Origin of the sequence: Flavobacterium taihuense, assembly GCF_019351435.1 — a bacterium.
GTDB lineage: Bacteria > Bacteroidota > Bacteroidia > Flavobacteriales > Flavobacteriaceae > Flavobacterium > Flavobacterium taihuense.
Genome location: NZ_JAHWYN010000014.1, coordinates 17,221 through 42,922 on the forward strand (window position 1 = coordinate 17,221; position 25,702 = coordinate 42,922).

The 25,702-nt window shown below is 34.6% G+C and carries 24 protein-coding genes; 11 read left to right on the forward strand and 13 right to left on the reverse strand.

Annotated elements, in window-relative coordinates; translation table 11 throughout:
• Window positions 1-33 precede the first annotated feature (33 nt).
• Both KZH69_RS14655 and KZH69_RS14660 read left to right on the forward strand, forming a co-directional pair.
• Entirely contained in the window at window positions 34-906 is an 873-nt protein-coding gene (locus KZH69_RS14655) for a nucleoside phosphorylase (RefSeq protein ID WP_219318227.1), read from the forward strand.
• Window positions 907-934: 28 nt separating this feature from the next.
• Window positions 935-1,501: a hypothetical protein gene (locus KZH69_RS14660; RefSeq protein WP_255558123.1), complete on the forward strand. Its 567-nt coding sequence runs from the start codon at window positions 935-937 to the stop codon at window positions 1,499-1,501.
• A gap of 41 nt (window positions 1,502-1,542) precedes the next feature.
• Here KZH69_RS14660 and KZH69_RS14665 read toward each other — a convergent pair whose 3' ends face one another.
• The 5 genes from KZH69_RS14665 to KZH69_RS14685 form a co-directional block, all read right to left on the reverse strand.
• On the reverse strand, window positions 1,543-2,508 hold the full coding sequence (locus KZH69_RS14665; protein ID WP_219318228.1) for a sodium-dependent bicarbonate transport family permease: 966 nt from the start codon (window positions 2,506-2,508) through the stop codon (window positions 1,543-1,545).
• Window positions 2,509-2,564: 56 nt separating this feature from the next.
• Entirely contained in the window at window positions 2,565-3,311 is a 747-nt protein-coding gene (locus KZH69_RS14670) for a carbonic anhydrase family protein (RefSeq protein ID WP_219318229.1), read from the reverse strand.
• Window positions 3,312-3,790: 479 nt separating this feature from the next.
• Window positions 3,791-4,744 (reverse strand): L-threonylcarbamoyladenylate synthase, encoded by a 954-nt coding sequence (locus KZH69_RS14675; protein ID WP_219318230.1) that lies wholly within the window; start codon window positions 4,742-4,744, stop codon window positions 3,791-3,793.
• Window positions 4,745-4,754: 10 nt separating this feature from the next.
• A complete protein-coding gene (locus tag KZH69_RS14680) occupies window positions 4,755-5,591 on the reverse strand; it encodes a DUF6671 family protein (RefSeq protein WP_219318231.1) in 837 nt (278 codons plus the stop codon).
• Window position 5,592: 1 nt separating this feature from the next.
• Window positions 5,593-5,880, reverse strand: coding sequence for a hypothetical protein (locus KZH69_RS14685; protein WP_219318232.1), 288 nt, complete (start codon window positions 5,878-5,880; stop codon window positions 5,593-5,595).
• A 384-nt stretch (window positions 5,881-6,264) separates the two neighbouring features.
• On the opposite strand from KZH69_RS14685, the gene KZH69_RS14690 reads away from it, so the two are divergent.
• From KZH69_RS14690 to KZH69_RS14700, 3 genes are all read left to right on the forward strand, one after another.
• Window positions 6,265-7,188, forward strand: a complete 924-nt coding sequence (locus KZH69_RS14690; RefSeq protein ID WP_219318233.1) for a LysR family transcriptional regulator — start codon at window positions 6,265-6,267, stop codon at window positions 7,186-7,188.
• 92 nt (window positions 7,189-7,280) lie between these two features.
• The gene (locus KZH69_RS14695; protein ID WP_219318234.1) at window positions 7,281-8,405 is read left to right on the forward strand and encodes an SDR family oxidoreductase; all 1,125 of its coding nucleotides are present in this window, start codon (window positions 7,281-7,283) and stop codon (window positions 8,403-8,405) included.
• A gap of 154 nt (window positions 8,406-8,559) precedes the next feature.
• Window positions 8,560-9,492 (forward strand): transglutaminase-like domain-containing protein, encoded by a 933-nt coding sequence (locus KZH69_RS14700; RefSeq protein WP_219318235.1) that lies wholly within the window; start codon window positions 8,560-8,562, stop codon window positions 9,490-9,492.
• A 187-nt stretch (window positions 9,493-9,679) separates the two neighbouring features.
• Here KZH69_RS14700 and ung read toward each other — a convergent pair whose 3' ends face one another.
• Entirely contained in the window at window positions 9,680-10,351 is a 672-nt protein-coding gene (gene ung / locus KZH69_RS14705; RefSeq protein ID WP_219318236.1) for a uracil-DNA glycosylase, read from the reverse strand.
• A gap of 179 nt (window positions 10,352-10,530) precedes the next feature.
• Here ung and KZH69_RS14710 point away from each other — a divergent pair, with 179 nt between their 5' ends.
• From KZH69_RS14710 to KZH69_RS20550, 3 genes are all read left to right on the forward strand, one after another.
• Entirely contained in the window at window positions 10,531-12,696 is a 2,166-nt protein-coding gene (locus KZH69_RS14710; protein ID WP_219318237.1) for an endonuclease MutS2, read from the forward strand.
• Between the two features lie 54 nt (window positions 12,697-12,750).
• The gene (locus KZH69_RS14715; protein ID WP_219318238.1) at window positions 12,751-13,167 is read left to right on the forward strand and encodes a thiol-disulfide oxidoreductase DCC family protein; all 417 of its coding nucleotides are present in this window, start codon (window positions 12,751-12,753) and stop codon (window positions 13,165-13,167) included.
• A gap of 76 nt (window positions 13,168-13,243) precedes the next feature.
• Window positions 13,244-13,369 (forward strand): hypothetical protein, encoded by a 126-nt coding sequence (locus tag KZH69_RS20550; protein WP_255558129.1) that lies wholly within the window; start codon window positions 13,244-13,246, stop codon window positions 13,367-13,369.
• 75 nt (window positions 13,370-13,444) lie between these two features.
• Here KZH69_RS20550 and ettA read toward each other — a convergent pair whose 3' ends face one another.
• From ettA to holA, 4 genes are all read right to left on the reverse strand, one after another.
• Window positions 13,445-15,136: an energy-dependent translational throttle protein EttA gene (gene ettA, locus KZH69_RS14720; protein ID WP_219318239.1), complete on the reverse strand. Its 1,692-nt coding sequence runs from the start codon at window positions 15,134-15,136 to the stop codon at window positions 13,445-13,447.
• Window positions 15,137-15,186: 50 nt separating this feature from the next.
• Window positions 15,187-15,369, reverse strand: coding sequence for a CAL67264 family membrane protein (locus KZH69_RS14725; RefSeq protein ID WP_077378911.1), 183 nt, complete (start codon window positions 15,367-15,369; stop codon window positions 15,187-15,189).
• 71 nt (window positions 15,370-15,440) lie between these two features.
• Complete coding sequence (gene pulA, locus KZH69_RS14730) at window positions 15,441-17,459, reverse strand: type I pullulanase (protein WP_219318240.1); 2,019 nt, start codon at window positions 17,457-17,459, stop codon at window positions 15,441-15,443.
• An 11-nt stretch (window positions 17,460-17,470) separates the two neighbouring features.
• Window positions 17,471-18,475, reverse strand: coding sequence for a DNA polymerase III subunit delta (holA, locus tag KZH69_RS14735; RefSeq protein WP_219318241.1), 1,005 nt, complete (start codon window positions 18,473-18,475; stop codon window positions 17,471-17,473).
• A gap of 87 nt (window positions 18,476-18,562) precedes the next feature.
• Here holA and KZH69_RS14740 point away from each other — a divergent pair, with 87 nt between their 5' ends.
• The 3 genes from KZH69_RS14740 (at window position 18,563) to KZH69_RS14750 (ending at window position 21,001) form a co-directional block, all read left to right on the forward strand.
• The gene (locus KZH69_RS14740) at window positions 18,563-19,018 is read left to right on the forward strand and encodes a type I restriction enzyme HsdR N-terminal domain-containing protein (RefSeq protein WP_219318242.1); all 456 of its coding nucleotides are present in this window, start codon (window positions 18,563-18,565) and stop codon (window positions 19,016-19,018) included.
• 55 nt (window positions 19,019-19,073) lie between these two features.
• Window positions 19,074-20,066, forward strand: coding sequence for a glycosyltransferase family 2 protein (locus tag KZH69_RS14745; RefSeq protein WP_219318243.1), 993 nt, complete (start codon window positions 19,074-19,076; stop codon window positions 20,064-20,066).
• A 74-nt stretch (window positions 20,067-20,140) separates the two neighbouring features.
• Window positions 20,141-21,001: an OmpA/MotB family protein gene (locus KZH69_RS14750; protein ID WP_219318244.1), complete on the forward strand. Its 861-nt coding sequence runs from the start codon at window positions 20,141-20,143 to the stop codon at window positions 20,999-21,001.
• Window positions 21,002-21,097: 96 nt separating this feature from the next.
• Here the strand turns inward: KZH69_RS14750 and KZH69_RS14755 are convergent, their stop codons facing one another.
• The 3 genes from KZH69_RS14755 to KZH69_RS14765 form a co-directional block, all read right to left on the reverse strand.
• A complete protein-coding gene (locus KZH69_RS14755; protein ID WP_219318245.1) occupies window positions 21,098-21,718 on the reverse strand; it encodes an L-threonylcarbamoyladenylate synthase in 621 nt (206 codons plus the stop codon).
• A gap of 79 nt (window positions 21,719-21,797) precedes the next feature.
• Complete coding sequence (locus KZH69_RS14760) at window positions 21,798-24,128, reverse strand: ATP-dependent helicase (RefSeq protein ID WP_219318246.1); 2,331 nt, start codon at window positions 24,126-24,128, stop codon at window positions 21,798-21,800.
• A gap of 420 nt (window positions 24,129-24,548) precedes the next feature.
• Complete coding sequence (locus KZH69_RS14765) at window positions 24,549-25,682, reverse strand: acyltransferase family protein (protein WP_219318247.1); 1,134 nt, start codon at window positions 25,680-25,682, stop codon at window positions 24,549-24,551.
• Window positions 25,683-25,702: the final 20 nt, after the last annotated feature.

The window sequence follows — 25,702 nt, forward strand, 5'->3', positions numbered from 1 at the left end:
TTTGCGAATCTCTGCGATATAACAACAACAACAATGGCTATACAACAATCCGAATTAATACTCAATCCTGATGGGAGCGTGTATCATCTTAATTTGAAACCAGAACACATTGCCCACGATATTATTTTTGTGGGTGATCAGGATAGAGTAACAAAAATCACCAAGCATTTTGATTCCATTGAATTTTCTACTCAAAAAAGAGAATTCAAAACCCAAACTGGAATTTATAAAGGCAAACGTTTAACGGTGATGTCCACTGGAATTGGCCCTGATAATATTGATATTGTCATCAATGAATTGGATGCTCTTGTTAATATTGACTTAGAAACCAGAAAACCAAAAGAAAAACTAACCTCATTAAACATCATCCGAATAGGAACATCAGGTTCTTTGCATGCTGATATTCCTGTGGATAGTTTTGTGATGGCTCAATTTGGTTTAGGACTTGACAATATGCTCCGCTCCTATTTGATTGATGCTATTTCTAATAATGAAATGGAAAATGCGTTTATTCAACACACCAATTGGGACTTATTAAAAGGAAGGCCAACAGTAATTCCTTGTTCTTCGGTATTGGAAAAAAGAATAGAAAGTAATGAAATATTCAAAGGAATTACGGCAACTGCAGGTGGTTTTTATGGACCTCAAGGTCGAGTTTTACGTTTAAAGATTCAAGATTCAAGTTTAAATTCCAAAATGGATAATTTTCTTTTTGAAGGAACTAGAATTACTAATCTCGAAATGGAAACTTCAGCTATTTATGGACTTTCGGCTCTTTTGGGTCATCAGGCGCTGTCTCTGAATGCCATTATTGCCAATCGTGCCAACGGAACTTTTAGCAGTGATCCCTACAAAGCAGTAGATGAATTGATTGAATATACATTGGGCAAATTGGCAGAGAATTAAAAGAAGGTTTTAATAGTAACACATCCTAATGACTAAAAAAGTGTTTTCGAATTTAGATCCATTAACCCAACAAATTCAAAATTTAGGAATAGATTCTTGGAAAGACTTATTGATTTACGTTAAAAACATGCCCTACGGCCGAAATGCCAATCGAGATGATTTGTCTTTGGTCTTAATAGAAAACAAAGGCACTTGCAGTTCCAAGCATGCTTTTCTAAAAGAAGTGGCCAACCAAAATAAAATTCCAAACGTAAAACTCATTATTGGAATTTATAAAATGAACGAATCCAATACCAAAATCGGAAAGATACTAACCGATAATAACATTGATTTCATACCAGAAGCCCATTGTTATTTGAATATAAGTGGAGAACGATTTGATTTTACTACCAGATCTTCAAATTTCACAAAAATAAAAGATGATTTGCTTAAAGAAATTGAAATTGAACCCTACCAAGTTGGAGAGTTCAAAATCAAATTCCATAAAAATTTTATAAAAAAGTGGTTGTCGGACTCAAATGCTACTATAACTTTTGAACAATTGTGGGCGATTAGAGAGCAATGCATTATTTATTTATCACAAGGGTATTTATAAAATTACTTTTCTTGTTTTTTCTAAAAGTATAAGGCAAATCATTAAAAGTGCTGAACAATTAGAAAGTAAATCGGCATTCCTATGGTGATGTTTACCGGGAACGTGACAGCGAGTGCCATAGGCAAATACAGACCGGGATTTGATTTGGGAACCGAAATTTGCATTGCTGCGGGAACAGCGATATAGGAAGCACTTGCGGCTAGGACAGCAAAAATGAATCGGTTGGTGACATCATCGGTGACAAAGGAACTCAATACTGCGAAGATACAACCGTTGACCAAAGGAATAATCATTGCGAAAAGGAAAGGAAACCATCCGAAGGAGAAAAATGATTTTAGCTTTTTACCACTTGTTACTCCCATATCCAGAAGAAAAATGGCCAAAAATCCTTTGAAAATGTCGTTAGTAAAGGGTTTGATTCCCTCTGCCTGTTTGGTACTGGCCAAAAAACCGATTACCAAACTACCAAGGATTAGCAATACACTGCTATTGGTCAAAGAGTGTTTTAGGACAGAACTGAATTTTATTTTAGTCGTAGACTGATCTTTATTGAATATAGATATTAGGACCAGTCCAATGATAATGGCCGGCGATTCCATCAAAGCCATTATGGCTACCATGTGTCCGTGAAGTCCCAACTGCTGCGATTCAAGATAGGAAACCGCCGTGACAAAGGTTACGGCACTTACAGAGCCGTAGGCCGCCGCGATGGCTCCAGCATCATAAACACTGAGTTTTCTTTTTAGAATGAAAAAGGTGTATAATGGTATTAGCATCGAAATCATGATTCCAAAGAGCATGGACAATGCAATCTCACTCGAGAATTCTTCATGCGACAGTTCTTGTCCTCCCTTAAAACCAATGGCAAACAGCAAGTAAAGTGAAATAAATTTTGACGTATTTGGTGGTATTTCCAAATCACTTTTTAGAAGTACGGCAATCACGCCAAGTACAAAAAAAAGGAGTGCTGGATTGGTTAGGTTCTCGAGTAATAGGTTTAAGTTCATGTTTTTTTTTGTGTTTATTTATTATTTAATTATTTGCTATCGATTAAAAAAAAGTGTTACTCGATAAACTCAAGTTCTCCTGTGCGTAACGTGTAAAAGGCCCCAACAATTTTTATTTTTCCTTTACTTTCCATTGTTCTTAATATTTCGCTTTTTGCCCTAATCTCACTAATGGTATGACGTATATTGTTATAGGCAACTTCTTTGACAAAGGATTCGTTTTTAGATGATTTTTCGCCATGAAAAGCTTCACTCATCGCAACTGCTGGCTTTATGTTTACGAGCATTGATGTAATGTTTCCTAACTTCACATCATCTATTGCGCTTTTTACTGCTCCACAGTGTTGATGTCCCATTACCAATATTAGCTTTGCCCCAGCTACTTTGCAAGCAAATTCCATACTCCCCAAGAGGTCCGTGTTTACAAAATTACCTGCTACCCTGCCCACAAATACGTCTCCAATTCCTTGGTCAAAGACATCTTCCACGGGCACTCTGCTATCCACACAACTTAGAACCATCGCCTTTGGGTATTGGCCTCCCGTTGCAACTTTTCTAATTTCTTCTGAATGCTCGCGCTGCGTTACGTTACCACTTTTAAAGCGCTCGTTGCCTTCTTTAAATTGAAGTAAAACCTGATCCGGTGTTAATTGATCCTGTTCTGCTTTAGTCAGCACATGTTGATGTTTGTAGGTTGCTGTAAAAGATTTATTGTCATCATTTGAAATCTTGCTTGAATTCGATTTACATGATGGAAACAATTGTAATAACAAAACTGCAGTTGCAACTTGTAACATTTTCATATTTTGTTTGATTTAAAATTTAACATTGCAAAAGTGCGAACTAAAACATATAAATTTTCATTTATATTATTAATTAAACACATTAAAATTATTTATGATTTTTATTTAAGTATGATTATTGATTTCCCAACAATTTACAAACATTCGATAGTTTACAATTAGAGCATAGCGAATTAACTCAACTAATAATAATGATGTTCATCAGTTAAAGTGCTAAATGATAATTTAGTAAATTGGCCAATCTGAGTAGATTATATCTTTGTGTGTCAGACCCAGATCACGAAAATGCAATTAATCATAAATGATCCCAGGCAACAAGTAAAAACCTCCTGCATTAATTTCGCTATAATTTGTATTTGACGATAGCACAATTTGAGTGCCTATTTTTTCGATTCTATCTTTATTCAACAAAACATCGGCAATAATTATTCTACCCTCGTTTACTAATGAGGCGTTTCGGATGATTGTTTTTTCATTCTTTACTTTTTTATAGCCCTTTCCAATCGGTCATTTATAGATTTTCCGAGTCCTTTGTTAGGCAAACGCTCGGCAATGATTACGTCCAAGTTACTTTTGTCCAAACGGTGCATTGTTGCATATAAATTCTTTGCAGCTTCGGCTAGATTTCCTTTTTTGGAGAGCACTTCTTGAAGTATATTTTCGGCACTTTTAATTTTATCCTTAAACAACAGCAACCCAATTTTTTTACCAGAAAATGATGGTATTAACTCGCTTACATTGTCGGTAAGATAGGTGTCGGTCTTTGGTGCGTAATGGCGCGAAAGCATTCCCGGAGCATCCGGTGAACAGTCTTCGTTAGTTATAATTAGTACCTTTCCAACGATTCGTTCTATATCTTTTACTGAAATTGAACCGTGCCGGTAAAGAATCGGTTTATCGTTTTCGAAACCTATGATTGTAGATTCTATTCCGTTTTGGCATACTCCACCATCCAATATAACTTGCAAATTCTCTTTGAAATAGTTTGAAACGTGCATGGCAGTTGTAGGACTTATACAACCAAAAGGATTGGCACTTGGTGCTGCCAGCGGAAACTCAAGTTGTTCTAAAAGTGCTAATGCTATGGGGTGATTCGGCACTCTTACAGCAACAGTCGCTTTGCCAGCAGTGATGATGTCTGGAATATGGGGTTGTTTTTTCAAAACCAACGTTAAAGATCCAGGCCAAAACTCCTCGGCAAGCTTCCAGGCCATATCCGGAATATCAGAGGCAACTATGTCTAAAAATGCGGTAGACTTGATATGTACAATTAATGGGTTGTAAAAGGGTCTCTTTTTTAATTCAAAAATTTTTTTCAAGGCATTTTCGCTATAGGCGTTTCCAGCCAGACCATAAACGGTTTCGGTGGGAATAGCTATTATCTCATCTTCTATCAAAGCCTGCGCAGCTTTGGTTATATTAGTTGTTGTCACGGATTTTTTTTTAAGGATTACAATTGTCACAATACATAGGGTCTTCAGATTCTTTATGGTTCGGATGCATTTCTTCTTTTACATAAAAACACTTTTGGCAGGTATAGATATGACTTAAAGTGGAACGGGTTGGAAAACGACACCATTCACAAGGAAGGCCTCGTTTGCCATCCGTAATGCCAAAACCAGGAGTGTTGCAATTAGGACAACAGGAGTTAATTTTATTTACCAATTTTATGGCAGCACTTTCAATAACCTTCATACGGGTAGGATTGTACATTGCCCGCATATCGGTTTCAATATAAACAGAGCCGTATAATTCGATGAAATGATTGTACACCTCAACTAATTTTTCCCAATCGTTGATGCCTTTTTCAATTTCGCCAAAATCATTGATGCCTTTTCTGGCAATCAAGGCGTGTGAAGGGAATTTTGCCCTTTCGGCAAATTCATCCAACTCTTGTTTGCTAATTATTACAGCACCACTAAAATTGGTATCCAGACTTAACTCTCTGGCAACGATCTCTAAATTATTTTTTTTGTCGATAAAGCATAAAAACTCATCATCGGCATCAGCAAAGAAAATAGATGGATGAGAACCAAAAGAACCTTCGCTTGCTATAGCCATATCACAATTAGTCAACTCCATAGCCATAAGGCATTTTTTCTTAGCTGTTGTTATCGGATCTTCTTTCCTTTCAATTTCTCCAGTAAAGGTTCCTAGTTCATCGGTATCAAGATTTGTAACTACAAAACATTTCACACCTAATTCCTTTGCTATAATTGGAGCAATTACTCTTTCTTTTTCATGTTTGGTTGCAATTAGCAATTTTCTTCCTTCAAACATTTTATTCTTCCGTATTAGAAAAATGAATGTTAACCGTTGATGTTATCACGATCTTCTGGTTTTGTGCTGTTGCTTCAGTTATTATTTGGGAGATTGTTTCAACACTCTCTTTTAGTTCGGGTATTCTTCTTGTTGCGGTTTTGTCTTCCTTTCCGTAACGCTCGTGTGAACTGAAGTTCTTCTTTTCATGAAAATTGATTTTGTTGATGAATAAATTCATCAATAGCTCCTTTGCTTCTGTTGGTGAAAAATTACCGTCTATTAGTATAATTTTCTCAGTTGTTTTCATATGCAATACTGTTATGATTAGAAATTTGAAGAAATTTAAGGCCTGATACTATTGATATCGCAAGAAACATTTTTTGAAATATAACGTCTCCTATCATTAAAGCGGTTATAAAAAATAGAACCATCAATATTGCGCTTGCAAAAAATTTAATGTTGACTGTTTTCATTTGATACTTTGTAATTTAAATTATTTTATGTTGAATTTTGCATGATCCATCTTTTGTGTTATTCATTTTCGAAATGAACTTTTTAAAAGAAAGTCCCGCTGTCCTACTTTTGATATTTGTCTCAATAATTTCAGAATTTATATTTAACAGCACAAAAGTCCGAATTCAAATTCATAAATTTTTATTTATATTTGTAATGTAATGTATTAGATTAATTTATGAATTATACTTTAAATCAACTCCAGATATTTCTGAAAATAGTAAAAACACAAAGCGTGACAAAGGCATCGGAAGAGTTGCATCTAACCCAGCCCGCCGTATCTATCCAGTTAAAAAATTTTCAGGAACAGTTTGATATTCCATTAACTGAGGTGGTTGGGAGAAAAATTTACATCACCGATTTTGGACATGAAATTGCCGAGGCTGCCGAGAATATTATAAATCAAGTGCATGCCATCAACTATAAAACTTTAGCCTACAAAGGACAAATGGCCGGAAAATTGAAAATTTCAATCGTTTCGACGGGTAAATATGTCATGCCTTATTTTCTATCCGATTTCATGAAAGAACATACGGGGATCGAGTTGCTGATGGATGTAACAAATAAAAGCAGGGTTGTAGAAAGTTTAGAAAACAACGAAGTCGATTTTGCGCTAGTTTCCATTTTGCCTTCCAAACTTAATGTAGAAAAATTAGACCTGCTTCAAAACAAACTGTATTTAGTTGGTAATACCGACATCATTTTCGAAAAAGTTAATCAAGAAGAAAGTTTCTTCGAAAATTTACCCTTAATTTTCAGGGAAAAAGGTTCTGGAACAAGGCAAACCATGGTAAGTTTCTTTGAAAGAAATACCATTTCGGTATTGAATAAAATGGAACTCACCTCAAATGAAGCCGTAAAGCAAGCATTAATAGCTGGTTTGGGCTATTCGATCATGCCTCTGATTGGTATAAAAAACGAACTACGCAACAATGAACTGCAAATAATTCCAGTTAAAGGATTGCCCATTACAACAAACTGGAGTTTAATATGGCTCAAAGGAAAAAAGCACTCCCCTGTTGCAAAAGCAATTTTAAACTACATCGAAAAAGAAAAATCAAATATTGTCCATGATAGATTCGATTGGTATGAAAAATATTAATGATTACTTTTGAGTTTTGAATATTAAGATTATTTTTAAAATAATGAGATTCTATTTTTTAAAACTACATTTGCATTTTGAAAAACACGTCAATGAAAATAATACTTACGGGAGCTACAGGAGTTTTGGGATCGCATATTATGTATGATATTCTGGAGCTTTATATCAAAGCAAATAAAAACGGAAAGCTTTTTATTATTGCCAGAAACAAAGGAAAAGTTAGTGCTTTAGACCGTATCAATGAACTTTTGACAAGCGATTATACTCCTTTACTTTTACAAAAAAGCGGTTTAGAAAAACTACATGAATATATCGAAATCATTGATTCTGATTTAGCGAATCTTCAAGATACTTTTTCCGAAAGAATAAGAGGGGCTTACTTTATCCACTCAGCCGGTTATGTCAATTTATCTACTGACGAAAACCTAAAAGAAAAGATTTTTGATGAGAATGCCAAAATAACCAAATCGCTTTTCAATACTTTCCATCCTTTCATCAAGAAATTCATCTACATCGGAACTGCATTTTCATCTGGAATCCGAAAAGGACTAATTGATAATGATTTCCATAATCTGGATTTTACTCCAGAACATCGCAATGCTTATGAGAATGCCAAATTTCATTCTGAGAATTTCATAGCCAAAGAATGCAAAAGATTGGGGTTGCCTTTTCAAATCCTGAGACCGAGTGTTATTGGAGGTAAAATGCTAGGAACCGAAAGCCCTTATTTTATCCCGAAATACATGGTTTTTTATCTTTTGGCAAAGTTCTTTCACTTTACATCTCAGCGAAAAGGCGAACAGGAAAACGTTCGTTTCATCATCAACGAAGAAACAGGTTTGAATATTATTCCTGTTGATTATGTGGCCAAAGTGGTTGTAAACACTTTTGAACGTGACGATATCGAACAACTAAACATCGTAAACGACAAAAGTTTCAACATCGTAAAAGGTTTGCAGTTGATTATGAAAGAAGTAGGATACACCAATTTTACTTTAATCAAAAATCCACTGGATTTCAAATACAAAAACACCATCGAAAAGTTGTATTATGAAAGTATTGGTAAGCATTTGAAGCCTTATTTTATAACTAAACCCAATGAATACGACACCACTTTGCTGAATTCAATTCTTGAAATTCCCAAATTGGACAGTGAAGCCTTTACCAATATGATTCGCTATGCAATATCTAATGATTTTAAAGATATCAATGTCTAGATTTTACCAAGTTTTTAAGATGCTACGAATTTAAGTTTCTTAGTATCTTAAAAAAAATGTTAAACAACCTCTTAAAACAAAAATTTGGTTTAGAAATTATAGATAAAAAAGGTACTTTTACAAATAGCAATACAGATCCCTACTTTTGGGTATTATGATACAACTTAACAAAACTAATTTTCATCTAGTAAAAGCCAAGTTTCAGTTGAAAAAACCTTGGGATAGTTTCGTTATCTTTTTTTTAAGTATCCTGATTACAATTCCTTTATTTATAGTACTTCACCAAAATTTAGTCGATCCTCATTGGTATTTTAATTTGGATCGAATAATGCTATTTATTATCGTTCTAATCATAATTCATTACGCATTATACGCATTACGAACTATTATAATTGTTTGTTTGGCGCTTTATTTTTTGGTGCTTATTTACGGAAGTTTATTTGGTAATTTTAGTTTCAATTCGGTTTTTGACGATTACAATTCAATGTTATATACCATGAATAACAATCCTTTTCCACAGGATATTATCATCGCCAAATTGCTGCCATTCCCCAATAAAGATGAGATTTTAAGAGCTATAGAATATGATAATCCGAAAGTGAGAAACTTTGCCATAATGGCCACAACAAAGCATTTTAAAAATACCAGAGGATATTCGGATTATCGAAATTTAATTCAGTGTTTTGCCGTGTTCAAAGAAATAAATAGCCGGTGGAACTATGTAAACGATCCAAAAAATGGAGATTACATTGCCACCGCCCATGAATCATTGTTGTATTTTTCAGGTGATTGTGATGATCATTCCATTTTGATGGCCGCTGCAATCAGGTCTATTGGCGGGACACCAAGATTGATTCATACCAAAGGTCATATCTATCCCGAAATCTTAATCGGTAGCATGAAAGACCTCGAAAAAGCAAATTATCTTATCAAAAACGTATTGTTTGTCGAGGAAAGTCGAAATAAACAAATCAATTACCACATCGACGAGCGCAACCAAGTGTGGTTGAATCTTGATTATACCGCTAAATATCCAGGTGGTCCTTTTTTATCCGAAGAAATTTTGGGAGCTTTGACATTGGAATAAATATAAATCAATTCGTTAGCTCTCTATATATCATTTGGGAGTGCCCCCGATTAGTAAAGGAGGCAACTTTAGAGACCGCTTATTCGCCTCCTTTACTAATCGGGGTCGGGCTATCCCCGCTACTTTGGTAGCTTGCTGCTATCCCTCACTCGTGACCAAGACATAATATGTTGGTGAGAAACTATGATTACAACCAGTCAATTTTTTGTAAATTATTCTTCTCTAAATACAAATTAGCCTGGCTAAAATGTTTATTGCCAAACCATTTTCCTTGATTAGCACTCATGGGTGAAGGATGCCCTGATTCTAAAACAAAGTGCTTCTCCCTATCAATTTTAGCACCTTTTTTTTGTGCAAAACTTCCCCAGAGCATAAAAACCACATTTTCTTTTTCGTCTGATATTTTTTGAATTACAGCATCTGTAAACAAATTCCATTTGAGATGTTTATGACTGTTTGCATTATCTTTCCTAACGGTTAACGAGGCGTTAAGCAATAAAACTCCTTGTTTTGCCCAAGCTTCCAAATTCCCTGAACTGGGCAGAAAAATCGAATCCAGATCAGTTGTTAACTCTCTAAAAATATTACGTAACGAAGGTGGAATTCGAACCGAATCATTTACTGAAAAGGATAAACCATTGGCTTCGCCATCGCCATGATAAGGATCTTGTCCGATAATAACCACTTTTATATTTTCAAAAGAACAATTGTTGAAAGCCGAAAAAATCAGCCCTTTAGGAGGAAAACAAACTGAATTTTGATATTCTAGGTCAACAGTATCCATCAATTCAAGAAAATACGGTTTCTCTATTTCATCTGATAAAATAGTTTGCCAGGAAGGTATTAAGTTGAGGTTCATTTTACAAAGTTATTGCACAAAGATACACGAAGATTTTGAAGAGAATAGCGAAAGAATTAAAACAAAAGGGATAAATCGAATCAATTCGTATTGATTCCGGCACTGTGAATCTCTGCGAAATAACCCTATGTTTCTTTATTAAATAAGCTTATTTTTGTAAAGTAAAATCAATTTAATAAATGATCTCCATTACCGAAAAAACGTTACAAGATTTGCAATTTCCTACGGTTCTCGAAACGATTTCCGAAATTTGCAATACTGATATAGGAAAACAAAAAGCCTTAGAAATAACTCCTTTTAGAGACAAAGACACTTTGATGAGCGCATTATTGCAAACTTCAGAGTATGTTTCCTCTTTTCAAAATAACAATGCGATTCCCAATCATGGTTTTGATGCCATTACATACGAAATAAAATTTCTAGCGATTGAAGACAGTTTTCTGGAAGTGGGAGGTTTTCGAAAAATTGCCACAATATCCGAAACGACGAATGTTCTTTTGGTATTTTTAAATAAATTTAATGATTATTATCCGAATCTTTGTGCCAAAAGTTCCGGAATTCAACTCACCAAAGAAATTATCACACTTATAGATGCGGTTGTTGATAAATATGGAGAAATAAAAGACAACGCCTCTCCCCGATTGTTGGAAATTCGTCGTGAAATGAATTTGGTTCGAGGCAAAGTCAATCAGAGTTTTGGTTCGGCTTTGACACAATACAATAGTTTAGGTTATTTGGACGATATCAAAGAAAGTTTTGTGCAAAACCGTCGTGTTTTGGCTGTATTAGCCATGTACAGACGAAAAGTAAAAGGTTCCATTCTGGGAAGTTCTAAAACAGGAAGTATCGCTTATATTGAACCTGAAAATACGCTCAAATATTCTCGTGAACTCAGTAACTTGGAATATGAGGAAAAAGAGGAAATCACAAGAATTCTAAAGCAGTTATCGGATGCGGTTCGTCCGTTTTTGTCATTATTGATTCAGTATCAGGATTTCCTTAGTGATATCGATGTGGTTGCCGCCAAAGCAAAATACGCCAATAGAATCAATGGAATTCTGCCAACTATTACTGAGGAACGTCGATTGTATTTCAGAGATGCCTATCATCCAATTTTATATTTAAATAACAAACAGAAAAAAGAAGTTACACATCCGCAAACTATCGAATTAAGCCAAGAAAACAGAATAATTGTTATTTCAGGTCCGAATGCAGGAGGAAAAACCATCTCGATGAAAACGGTTGGTTTGTTGCAATTGATGTTGCAATCCGGTATGTTGATACCTGTACACGAACGCAGTGAAACCTTTTTGTTTGACAGAATACTGACAGATATTGGAGACAATCAATCTATTGAAAATCACCTAAGTACTTATAGTTACCGATTAAAGAACATGAACTACTTTTTGAAGAAGTGTAACAAGAAAACCATGTTCCTTATTGATGAATTCGGTACGGGTTCCGATCCTGAATTGGGTGGTGCTTTGGCTGAGATTTTCTTGGAAGAGTTCTATCATCGTGAAGCTTTCGGATTAATTACCACGCATTATTCAAATCTAAAAATTCTGGCTAACGAACTCCCTTGTGCAACCAATGCCAATATGTTATTTGACGAAAAATCATTAGAACCCATGTATAAATTGGCTCTAGGACAGGCAGGAAGTTCTTTTACTTTTGAAGTTGCTTTAAAAAACGGAATCCCTTTTAGTTTAATCAATCGAGCCAAAAAGAAAATTGAGGTTGGAAAAGTTCGTTTCGACAAAACAATTGCCAACTTGCAAAAAGAGCGTTCCAAAATGGAAAAAACCTCCCAAACGCTGAAAGAAGAAGAAACGAAAGCGCGTCAGGAAGGCAAAAAAATGGAAGACATTAATGTCAAAATCAAACAAAAACTGGAAAGCTATCAGGAATTGTATGACAGTAATCAAAAGACGATTTACATTGGTCAAAAAGTTGAAGATATCGCCGAGAAATATTTCAACAACAAAAATAAAAAAGACTTGATCGGTGAGTTTTTGAAAATTATTGAAATAGAAAACTCCAAACGCAAAAAAGCCACTCCTAAAGAGGCTAAGGCGATTATCCAGAAGAAAAAGGAAATTATTGAAGAAGTTACTGTTGTCGTAGAAGAGATTCGCAAGGAAAAGAAAGAAAAGAAATTGAAACCTGTAATTGAAAAACCAAAAGCTATTCTAAAAGTAGGTGATCGTGTTCGAATGCTGGATGGAAAATCGGTAGGAAGTATTGATAAAATCGAAAAAAATAAAGCCGTTGTCAATTATGGCGTGTTTACTTCAAAAGTGAGTCTGGATGAATTGGAATTGGTTGAAGCAGTTAAGAAGTAAAATTGTTAATCGATTTCGACATTCAGTTTTAAGATGTTGCACAAATAAAAAAATATGCTAAGCCTTCCCCCAAACAAAAAAATAATTCTCTTTGATGGTGTTTGCAATCTGTGCAATTCAGCTGTGCAATTCATTATTAAACATGACAAAAAAGATGTATTTCGATTTGTGGCTTTACAATCGGAAAAAGGGCAAGAGATTCTGGCTTGCATTGGGATTGATTCCAAAAAAATTGACAGTATTATTTTGTACGAACCAGGTATAGCTTATTATTACAAATCGGATGCAGTATTACAAATAGCCAAAAGTTTAGATGGAATATTTTCGATTGGTGTTGTTTTTAAAATTATTCCAACTAGATTGAGAAACGAATTATACAACTACATTGCCAAAAACCGATACAAATGGTATGGCAAGAAAGAAAGTTGCATGATACCTACTCCAGAGTTAAAAATTAAATTTTTAAAATAATTCCATTATATGATAAATGTCATCTCTTTAAACGGATTGATATCATAAATTTGATTAATCTTAAAAGTTAATTTTTATGAGAAATATATCACTCTATTCATGGGATAACGGTGCGTTTATAATGATAGTTGTTTTCGGATTGGTAATTATTGGTTTAATTGGATCCGTGTTTATGATGATGAATTCTGGTAAAAAGAAATGATTAGTTTTTTTTGTCTAAAAAAAGAGGATGCCTTTCTGTGGACATCCTCTTTTGCTTTTTACAAGAATTGAATTGCTACCTAATCAATTTTCTGTATTTCAATCGTTTTGGCGTTAAATCACCGCCCAAACGTTTTTTCTTGTTTTCCTCATAATCAGAGAATCCTCCTTCAAAGTAATATACTTCAGAATTCCCTTCAAATGCTAAAATATGCGTACAAATTCTATCTAAGAACCATCTGTCGTGCGAAATCACTACGGCACAACCTGCAAAATTCTCTAAACCTTCTTCAAGTGCACGAAGCGTATTCACGTCCAAATCATTCGTAGGTTCATCCAGTAACAATACGTTTCCTTCTTCCTTCAAAGTCATTGCCAAGTGCAAACGGTTGCGTTCTCCTCCTGAAAGCATGGATACTTTCTTGTTTTGTTCGCCACCTCCAAAGTTGAAGCGCGATAAATAAGCTCTTGAATTCACTTGTTTTCCGCCCATCATAATGAGTTCTTGTCCATCGGCAAAGTTTTCCCAAATTGATTTGTCTGGATTAATGTTGGAATGCGCTTGATCTACATAAGCGATTTTTACGGTGTCACCAATCAAAAACTCACCTGCATCTGGTTTTTCTTCTCCCATGATCATTTTGAAAATAGTCGATTTACCAGCTCCGTTTGGACCAATAATTCCAACAATTCCGGCTTGTGGCAAATTAAAATTCAAATTATCATACAATAGTTTATCTCCAAAAGCTTTGGCTACATTCTTGGCTTCAATAACATTAGTACCCAAACGCGGGCCATTTGGAATATAGATTTCCAAGTTTTCATCCAATTGTTTTTGGTCTTCATTCAAAAGTTTGTCGTAATTCTGCAAACGCGCTTTTTGCTTGGTTTGGCGGCCTTTCGCACCTTGACGAACCCAGTCCAACTCACGTTCTAACGTTTTTCTTCTTTTCGAAGCTACTTTTTCTTCTAATGCCATACGGCTTGATTTTTGATCCAACCAAGAAGAGTAGTTTCCTTTCCATGGAATACCTTCTCCTCTATCCAATTCTAAAATCCAACCCGCAACATTATCCAAGAAGTATCTATCATGTGTTACGGCAATTACAGTTCCTGAATATTGTGCTAAATGTTGTTCTAACCAAAGTACACTCTCCGCATCCAAGTGATTCGTAGGCTCATCCAAAAGTAAGACATCGGGCTGTTGCAATAATAAACGACATAAAGCCACACGACGACGTTCCCCTCCTGAAAGGTTTTTGATAGGAGTGTCTCCTTCTGGCGTGCGCAAGGCATCCATTGCGATTTCTAGTTTGGTATCGATTTCCCAAGCGCCAAGAGCGTCAATTTTGTCTTGTAAAGCGGCTTGGCGATCCATTAACTTGTCCATTTTATCTGCATCTTCGTAGTTTTCTGGAAGACCAAATAAATCGTTGATTTGATTGTATTCTTCAAGAACTGCCATCGTTTCGGCAACACCTTCACGAACAATTTCGATAACGGTTTTTGAATCGTCAAGGATTGGTTCTTGTTCCAAATAACCTACTGTGTATCCCGGTTGAAAAACCACATCTCCTTGGTAATTTTTATCAACTCCAGCAATAATCTTCAAAAGAGAAGACTTACCAGAACCATTTAGACCTAGAATACCTATTTTAGCTCCGTAAAAGAAACTCAAATAGATGTTTTTAAGCACAGGTTTATCTGCTCCTTGATAGGTTTTACTCAATTTTTGCATTGAGAAAATTACTTTCTTATCGTCTGACATATTTAAATTTTTAATTTATAAAGTGATTCATTATTGGTTTTGAATGTAAATTAAACCCTTCCTTTAAGTGAACTAAATACCCAAGCATTGGCTAAAAAACCAAAACCTACAGCAGCAAATCCCCAGCCCGCTACATCGTCATATCGAAAAGCGCCTAATCCTATCAACAACAACCCCATAAGAATCATTATCAAAGTAGCCCATCCTAAAATAGTGTTTTTATTCATTCCCATAATTGTGGTATTTTAATTTTAAAGAAGTGCAAATGTCGTGATTTTTTAGAACAATTTTGAATAAAAAATTGTTATTCTTGATACAAAATCAGAGCACTTCTGCCAGGAATTACTATAGCTTTATTTTGAATTAAGTCTATTCCTTTTTCATCTATACGTTCTCCATTACAAACTAATTTCCAAGAACCATCAATGGCTTGTGTAATAGCTTTGTCATCGCCATTAAAATATACTCTAATATTTTTCCATTTGTCACCATTAGCATGATTTTTCAAAGTATATCCAATTAATAAAGGGGAATCCAAAAGTAAAAAATCCAAATGCTCCTGAATCATTTTTTCGGATGTCATTTTGAATGCTGGATGACTATTTCTTAAAGCAATTAGGTTTTCGTAGTATTGAACTAATTCTTTATTCTTGTGTTTCCAGTTCCAATCTATTTTATTGATACTATCTGGTGATTTATAAGAGTTTTCCACTCCCATTTTGGTGCGTTTCATTTCTACTCCCATGTGCAAAAAAGGAATACTTTGCGAGGTCAAAATAATGGTATTGGCTAGTTTGTCCATTTGCACCAACTCTTTTTCCGTTGCTTTTGGGTTGGCAATTTTTAATTTGTCGTACAAAGTGTTATTATCATGACAGGAAACATATCCAATCACTTTTGTAGGACTATCAGAGTATGGAAATTGAGCATAACTTCGGTTAGCGTCATATTTTATTTGTGGATGATTTGTAGAAGCCACAATACCAAATTGAATTACTTCTTTATAAGTTTGATTTCCACTTGCAAAACCTTTTTCAGCAACATTAGCCCAATGTCCTTTTACTCCATCCCTAATGTCATCAGAGAAAACGGCAATATCATTTAACTTTTTAACATTGTTTTTCAGCGCTCTTTTTTCTATTGGTAAAGGTGAGTTACCTGCTGTCCATCCTTCACCATATAAAAATATTGTTGGGTCAATTTTCTTTAATTCTACCGAAATAGTATTCATCGTTTCAATATCGTGAATTCCCATTAAATCAAATCGGAATCCATCAACATGATATTCTTTTACCCAATATTTAAGGGATTCAAGCATAAATTGTCTTGCCATTATTCTGTCGGAGGCAAATTCATTTCCACAGGCTGAAGCATCCGAACGTTTTCCATCAGGCCAACTTCTGTAGTAATAACCAGGAACCAATTGGTCAAAAATATCTGTAGAACTCGTGTGATTGTAAACCACATCCATTACCAGACGAACTTTAGCTTCATGTAGTGCCAAAACCATTTGTTTGTATTCTTGAATACGCACTAATCCATCAAAAGGGTTCGTTGAATAAGAACCCTCTAAAGAATTATAATTCTGAGGATCATATCCCCAATTGTATTCTTTTTTGTCTAATGCCGATTCATCTACTGATTTGTAATCAAAAACCGGAAGCAAATGCAAATGAGTAATACCTAATTCTTTTAAATGATCTAAACCTGTTGCTTCACCAAAAGTGTTTTTGGTGTTTTTCTCTGTGAGCCCAAGAAATTTTCCTTTGTTTTTTATACCTGATGATGGATCAATTGAAAAATCACGAACATGTGCTTCATAAAGGATAATATCCGAAACAGATTTTAATTCAGGTTGTTTGTCTGTATTCCAATTTGATGGATTAGTTTGCTTTGCATCGAATATTAAGCCTCGATTTCCATTAACTCCCACTCCTTTTGCATAAGGATCTGGCATTTCTTTGGACCAAATCCCTTTATTTTTTACTTGTAAAGTATAATAGGTATTATGATAATTGCCGTCTAAAACAATTTGCCAAACTCCGTTTTTTGGGTCGTAATCTAGACTTTTAGCTGCAAATACCTCTCCACCATTGCCTAGTTTGTATAAATTAATTTTGGTTTCTTCTACATTGGGACTCCATAATTTAACTGTGGTTTTGTTGGCTGTATAAGTTACCCCTAAATCATCTTTCAAATAGACAGGATATGCATCAAATGAGATGTATTGAATGGTGTTTATTTTTGAATTTTGTGACATAGCAAAATGAACTGTAAGAAGTAAAGCAATTACAAAATGGATTTTTTTAGTAGAAATAAACATGGTATAATTGTTTAATTAAATATTTTATAAAGCATTTCCCTTAATAAATCGGCTTGAGACAAACTATTAGCGCCAACACCTTTACTTTTTACATCGGTATCTCTCAAAGAAGCTACTATTTGACTCACTTTTCGCATTGGATAGTTTTTGATAGCCACATCATAATCTTTTAAAAAAAAAGGATTAACCCCCAATACTGAAGCCACATTTTTCGGATTTTTATCTTTTAATCCGTGGTATTTTAATAATTGGATAAAAAAACCAAAAACCAAACCTGTTGTCATTACCAATGGATTGTCTTTTGGATTTTGGGCAAAATTTTCAGCAATTTTGTAGGCCTTCAATTGGTTTCGCTCCCCAATTGCTTTTCGTAATTCGAAGACATTATAATCTTTACTAAATCCGATGTTTTCTTCGATATCTTTTGCAGTAATGGTACTTCCGGCTGGTAAAATGATTTGCAGTTTTTCCAGTTCATTATTGATCTTACTCAAATCTGTTCCTAGAAACTCAACCAACATAGCCGAAGCCTTGGGTTCAATAGTGTATTTTTTTCCAGCCAATACGCGTTTAATCCAATCTCCTACTTGATTTTCATATAATTTCTTGCTTTCGTAAACAACACCGTTCTTGGCTAAAAGTTTGGTGACTTTCTTTCTTTTGTCCAACGTTTTGTATTTGTAACAAAATACCAAAACCGTTGAAGGCATAGGATTTTCGACGTAACTTTCGATTTTGTCAATCGTTCTTGATAATTCCTGAGCTTCTTTTATAATAACTACTTGACGATCGGCCATCATTGGGTAACGCTTGGCTGTTGATACAACATCTTCTATGCTAACATCTCTTCCGTACAGCACGCTTTGATTAAAACCTTTCTCCTCTTCGGATAAAATATTGGTCTCTATATATTCTGATAATTTGTCAATATAATAGGGTTCCTCTCCCATCAAAAAATAAATAGGTTTGATGTTTCCTCCTTTTATATCATTCACAATCTTTACAACTTCGTCCATTTTTTATGTTTGAGGTTTAAAGTTTAAAGTTTCATGTTGAAGAATATGAAACTTTAAACTTTAAACTAAATTAACTAATTTCGCCTCATGCAGAAACTCAATTTTCCTTCTTATACTTTTCGTTTCAAAAATAGCGAAAATAAAGTATCTATTTTTGATGCCATCAGGAAAAAATTCATCATTCTTACTCCCGAAGAATGGGTTCGCCAACATGTAGTGCAGTTTCTATTAGAAGAAAAAAAATACCCCAAATCACTAGTTAACGTTGAAAAAGTTTTAATGGTAAACGGTTTACGAAAACGATATGATGTGGTAGTTTTCAATCCTGATGGAACTATTTTCATATTAATAGAATGCAAAGCACCCGAAGTAAAAATAGCCCAAGCTACATTTGATCAAATTGCGAGATACAATATGACGCTAGAAGCTGATTTTTTGATGGTAACCAATGGTCTAAATCATTATTTTTGTTTAATGGATTTTGAAAACGAAAAATATACCTTCCTAGAAAATCTACCAAACTACAAAGGTTTGGAATTTTAGACTATTAGCATCTAAATATCAAATAATCCCAATATCTAAAAATCGAATAATCTAAATGAAAATAGCCGTAGTCATACTGAATTGGAATGGAGTAAAACTTTTAGAACAGTTTTTGCCTTCAGTAATTCAATATTCTCCCGAAGCAACTGTTTATGTTGCCGATAATGCTTCGACAGATGAGTCAATAGAATTTGTAAAGAACAATTATCCAACGATTAAAATCGTACAAAATAAGAGCAATCAAGGATTTGCTGGCGGATATAACGATGCCTTGCAACATATTGATGCCGAAATTTATGCTCTGGTGAATTCAGATATTGAAGTTACCGAAAACTGGTTGAAACCTATATTAGAAACTTTTGAAGCAGAACCAGAAACGGCAATCATCCAACCTAAGATATTAGACTTTAAACGAAAAGACTATTTTGAGTACGCTGGTGCTGGCGGTGGATTCATTGATCAATTTGGCTATCCTTTTTGCCGTGGGCGCATTTTTGATACCATAGAAAAAGATAACGGGCAATACAATGATAATACAGAAATATTCTGGGCTTCTGGAGCTTGCTTTTTTATTCGATCTGCTGTTTATAAAGAGCTAAAAGGTTTTGATGAAGATTTTTTTGCCCATCAGGAAGAAATTGATTTATGCTGGCGAACCATTAATAAAGGGTATAAAATAAAATACAATTCAGAATCAATCGTTTACCATGTGGGAGGAGCAACTTTACAACAATCCAATCCGCAAAAAACTTTTCTCAACTTTAGAAATTCATTATTAATGTTAACCAAAAATCTACCACAAAAAACTCTTTTTCAAGTACTTATTATCAGAATGTTATTAGATGGTGTTGCAGGTGTTAAATTCATAATAGAAGGTCAATTTGCTCATTGTTGGGCTGTTATAAGAGCTCATTTTTCTTTTTATGCGTCTTTTTTAAAAAATTATAAAAAAAGGCAAAAAAATCAAGTTGAAATATACTTTAAAACGAAAAGCATCGTTTATGGTTATTATGTTAAAAACGGCACAGTTTTTGCTGATGTTATTTAACAATAATTTACATTTAAAATTAACATTTTAAAACTAACTTTGTAAATCACACGTTTAATTAAATTTCGCATTTTATGAAAAAAATAATGATTACGCTATCGGCTTTAGCACTTTTGACTTCTTGTGTATCCAAAAAAGAATATGCTGCTTTGGAAGCTAAAAATAAGGAGACCCAAGATTTGCTAAATACTTGTACAGTCAAATTAAATTCTTGTTTAGAAGAAAAAGCAGGTCTAAAAGCAACAGTAGATGGGTTGAAAGAAACTAATCAACACTTGATTAGTACTTCAAAAGATATGACTATTTTATCTACTAAAGGTGCTGAAAATATTGAGAAAGCGTTAGAGTCTATCAAAGAGAAAGATTTGAAAATTAGCAGAATGCAAGATGCTTTAACAAAAAAAGACAGCGTTACCCTTGCAGTTGTCACCAGTTTGAAATCAGTTGTAGGAATGGATGATAAAGACATCGAAATCAATGTCGACAAAGGAGTAGTTTTTATCTCTATCTCTGATAAAATGTTATTCAAAAGCGGTAGTTACGAAGTAAGCGACAAAGCAAAAGGAGTTTTAACTAAAGTTGCGAAAGTAATTAACGACAAACCAGACTTTGAATGTATGGTTGAAGGTCATACTGATACTGATGTGTTAAAAGGAAATGCTTGTTTAATTGATAATTGGGATTTGAGTGTTAAACGTTCTACAGCTATTATCCGTATTTTATCTAATGATTTAGGTGTAAAACCTGAACAATTAATCGCTGCAGGTCGAAGTTCGTTCGTACCTTTAGTACCAAATGATTCTCCTGAAAACAAATCTAAAAACAGAAGAACTCGTATCTATGTAATGCCAAAAATAGATCAGTTTTATGACATGGTTGAAAAAGAAATGAAAAAGCAACCAGGAGCAGCTACTTCAGCACCGGTTCAAAAATAATTTATTTTTATAAAAGGAACGCCTCGATAGTATTGAGGCGTTTTTTTATGCTTTAACTTTTTTGAAAGCATTCGTATCCCTTATTACGTTCAGAGACTATAATATATCGACACTTCCTTTACCCTCTCTTACCACAATAGGCTCATCTCCAGACAAATCGATGATTGTTGACCCGATATTATCTCCATAACCACCATCAATTACCATGTCAACAAGATTTTGCCATTTTTCGAAAATAAGCTCCGGGTCGGTAGTGTATTCGATTACTTCATCTTCATCTCGAATGGAAGTCGAAACTATGGGATTTCCTAATTGACGAACAATTTCTAATGCAATCGAATTATCGGGAACACGGATACCAACGGTTGTTTTCTTTTTAAACTCTTTAGGTAAATTATTATTTCCTGGAAGAATAAAGGTATATGGTCCTGGTAAGGCTCTTTTAAGTAACTTAAAAGTTGAAGTATCTATTTGTTTGACATAATCAGACAAATTACTCAAATCATGACAAATAAATGAAAAATTGGCTTTCTCTAATTTTACTCCTTTTATTTTGGCGATTTTTTCAAGAGCACGAGAATTGGTAATATCGCAACCCAGACCATAAACGGTATCGGTTGGATAAATAACCAAACCTCCGTCTTTTAAAACCTTAACTACTTTGGCAATTGCCGCTTCATTGGGTTTGTCTTCGTATATTTTTATAATTTGAGCCATAAGATTTTTTGTTAAAAGTTCAAAAAAGTTTAAAAGTTTAAAGTCATTCGTAATGGAACTTTAAACCTGAAATATTTTCTTAACCTATGATATCTAATTTTGCAAAACGTAGTAACAATTTTTTTAAACCACCTACTTCAAACTTGATTTCGGCTTTTTTATCGGCACCAACACCTTCTAAGTTGATGACTTGTCCTTTTCCAAAGCGTTCGTGCATTACCACATTTCCTGCAACTAGCTTGTTATCAAATAAATTAGCACTTCCAGTCGAAGGATTACTTCCTGTCATTGGTTTGAGTTTTCTAATGCTGCTATCGGGTTTCACTGGCTCTTCTGGAGTTGGAGGGCTTCCTCCTATCGGTTTTGCCAAACGCAATTTGGATTTATCCACATCGCCAAAAATATCACTATCAATCATAGGTTTATAGCGGTAATTACTTTCGACTGGCGTAAGGTATTCCAAATATTGTCCGTCTATTTCTTCAATAAAACGAGAAGGCTCACTATCTGTTAATTTTCCCCAACGGTAACGCGATTGTGCATAGGTTAAATAGGCTTGATGTTCCGCACGAGTTAAAGCTACGTAAAATAATCGACGTTCTTCCTCTAATTCGCTTCTCGTACTCATACTCATGGCACTAGGAAACAAATCCTCCTCCATTCCTACCACAAATACGTGAGGAAACTCAAGTCCCTTGGCTAAGTGAATCGTCATTAAAGCCACGCGATCCTCATCACTGGTGTCTTTATCCAAGTCGGTGGCAAGAGCAACATCTTCCATAAATTCTGATAATGCACCACGAGCGCCATCAACTTCTCTTTGACCTTCGATGAAATCCTTGACTCCATTCAATAATTGTTCAATATTTTCAATTCGAGCCATTCCTTCGGGCGTAGCATCTTTTTTTAATTCTTGAATCAAGCCTGTTTTTTTGGCTACATGTTCTACAACATAAAAAGCATCCTGATTCTCATTAATCACTTGGAAACTTTGAATCATAGTAACAAAATCCAATAATTTTTGTTTCGTTCCCGAGTTTAGTTTCAGGTCAATTCGTTCAATGTTTTGCATTACTTCAAAAATCGAACGCTTATAGTGATTGGCTGCAATTGTAAGCTTCTCGATAGTAGTATTTCCAATTCCTCGCGCTGGATAATTGATAACACGTATCAAAGCTTCTTCGTCTTTAGGGTTAATGACCAATCGTAAATAACACAGCGCATCTTTAACTTCTTTTCTTTGATAAAAAGATAAACCTCCATAAATGCGGTATGGAATATCTCTTTTTCGTAAGGCATCTTCCATGGCTTTTGACTGTGCATTGGTACGGTACAAAATGGCAAAAGCACCATTGTGCAACTGATGGTTCATTTTTTGTTCCCAAATAGTAGCTGCCACAAACCGCCCTTCTTCATTATCAGTAATACTACGGTGTACTTTTATTTTTGGACCAAATTCATTGGCTGTCCAAACTACTTTATCCAGTTTTACTTTATTTTTATCAATGATAGTATTGGCTGCTTCAACAATATTTTTGGTTGAACGGTAATTTTGTTCCAATCTAAAGGTTTTTACACCTTCATAATCTTTCTGGAAGTTCAGGATATTATTGATATTTGCTCCTCGGAAAGCATAGATACTTTGTGCATCATCACCTACCACGCAAATGTTTTGAAATTTATCCGACAAAGCGCGAACAATCAAATATTGCGAATGGTTGGTATCCTGGTACTCATCCACCAATAAATAGCGAAAACGGTTCTGGTATTTTGCCAAAACTTCTGGAAAACGAGTTAGTAATTCATTGGTTTTTAATAACAAATCATCAAAATCCATCGCACCCGATTTAAAACAGCGATCCACATAATTCTGATAAATCTCTCCCATTCTAGGCTTTTTGCTCATGGCATCGGCTTCTTGCAAATCAGGATCATTAAAATAGGCTTTTACCGTAATCAAACTATTTTTAAAGTTCGAAATTCGGCTCAAAACCTGTTTCGGTTTGTAAACATCACGATCCAATTGCATTTCCTTTATTATTCCCGAAATGGCGCGCAAAGAATCTTGCGAATCATAAATCGTAAAATTTGAAGGATAACCCAAATGCTCTGCTTCCGAACGTAAAATTCGAGCGAAAACGGAATGAAAAGTTCCCATCCATAGATTCTTAGCCTCACTAGTTCCAACTATATCCGAGATACGTTTTTTCATCTCTCTCGCCGCCTTATTGGTAAAAGTAAGCGACAAAATATTGAATGGATCTACACCTTGATGCATCAAATAAGCAATTCTGATGGTAAGCACACGAGTTTTTCCGGAGCCTGCACCCGCAATAATAATCATAGGACCATCCTTTTGCAATACAGGTTCGCGTTGTGCCTCGTTAAGTTGTTCTATATATTTTTGCATGAAATAACTACTGTTTGATGCAAAAATAAGAATTTAAGAACGAATAAACGAGTCTTAGTGAAATTCAAATAACAGTTTCCAAATGGCAGTTTTGAGATTGCAGTTTTCAGCAGGAAACTCCTGCTTCAAATTCTACAATCCTATACATTATCCCAGAATTTTAAAAAAAATCGTTTTCTGCCATCTCAAAACTGCCATCTGAACTCTATAAGGTAAATTATCCAGGCGTGACCACAATAGCAAAAGGGGCTGTTTTTGCAATATCTTCATTAGCCCCTTTCCCTATTGTGGTCGGGTCATCCGTGCTACTTCGGTAGCTTACTACTACCCCTCACGCGGCATCCCGTAAAAATTAGAAATTTATTTGCTTAAGAATTAACTTTCTAATGATCAATCCTTTCCCCATTAATTCAAAAAAATCTATACAGTAGTTTCCAAGTTACGCTGTTTCGACTTAATTCTTTTCTTCAATATTTTTCTCGATTTGATTTCGATAAAATGATAAGTAAAATGAGCGCTAAGCAATGTTAAACTCATGAACATCGTTACAAAAATCACTTTCATACCAAGCGTTAGCGTTTCAATACCGTAATTCGATCTTAAATACGGCAAACAATACCAAAACACCATAAACCAAACGCCATGCATCATGTAAATGGAATACGAAATATCTCCCAAGTATTTGAAAATGCTTGTTTCCAGCATTATTTTTATTGCTCCATTATTGTACGCTGTTGTCAATAATAAAAGACAAAAAATTGGAAGTATAAACAGGTCATTCCAACTGAAATGAAAAATTAACACTATAAAAGCGAAGGCAAAAAGAAATAAAATACTTTTTGAAAGCCAACTTTTCCACAATCCATTCATATACATCTGATATAAAACAGTTCCCAAACTAAACTCAGCCACACATCTCACCCAGCCATAATCAAAAGTAATATCCAAATTCCCTTTCCAATACACCATAAAACTTAAAATAATTACTGCAACTACCGCAAGAATACCATTCTTAAACCAGCTTTTATTAAAAACAAACGGGATAATAAAACAAGCGGCAAAATACGTCCACCACTCCGCACCTATTGACCAAGACACTAGATTCCAAGACAAATAAACATGTTGATTCATAGAATTAAGCAGCAATAGATGGCTGGGTAAAGCAGACCAAGCCATGAATGTTTTCCAACTCCCATCAACGACAGCAGCAGAAATCACAGGAAATACTAGTGCGAAAGGAATTAACAATAGCAATGTAAAAAAATGCAATGGATAAATACGGCAAAATCTCGCCCACAAATAAGTCTTGATTATTTTCCATTTTCCAAAATGATGGGTCAACGTCTCACCATACACATGACTAATGATAAAACCACTCAACAAAAAGAAAAAATCAACCCATAAATACCCTTTAGCAAGGATTCCTGATGTTTCATGAGGAATAAGAGTGCCAAATTCACGGTAAAAAATAATAACATCCATGTGAAAAAACATAACCCAAATGGCTGCAATACCACGCATTGGTGTCAGTGAGTTAATATAATTTGTTTGCATATTCAATAAGTTGGTTTATA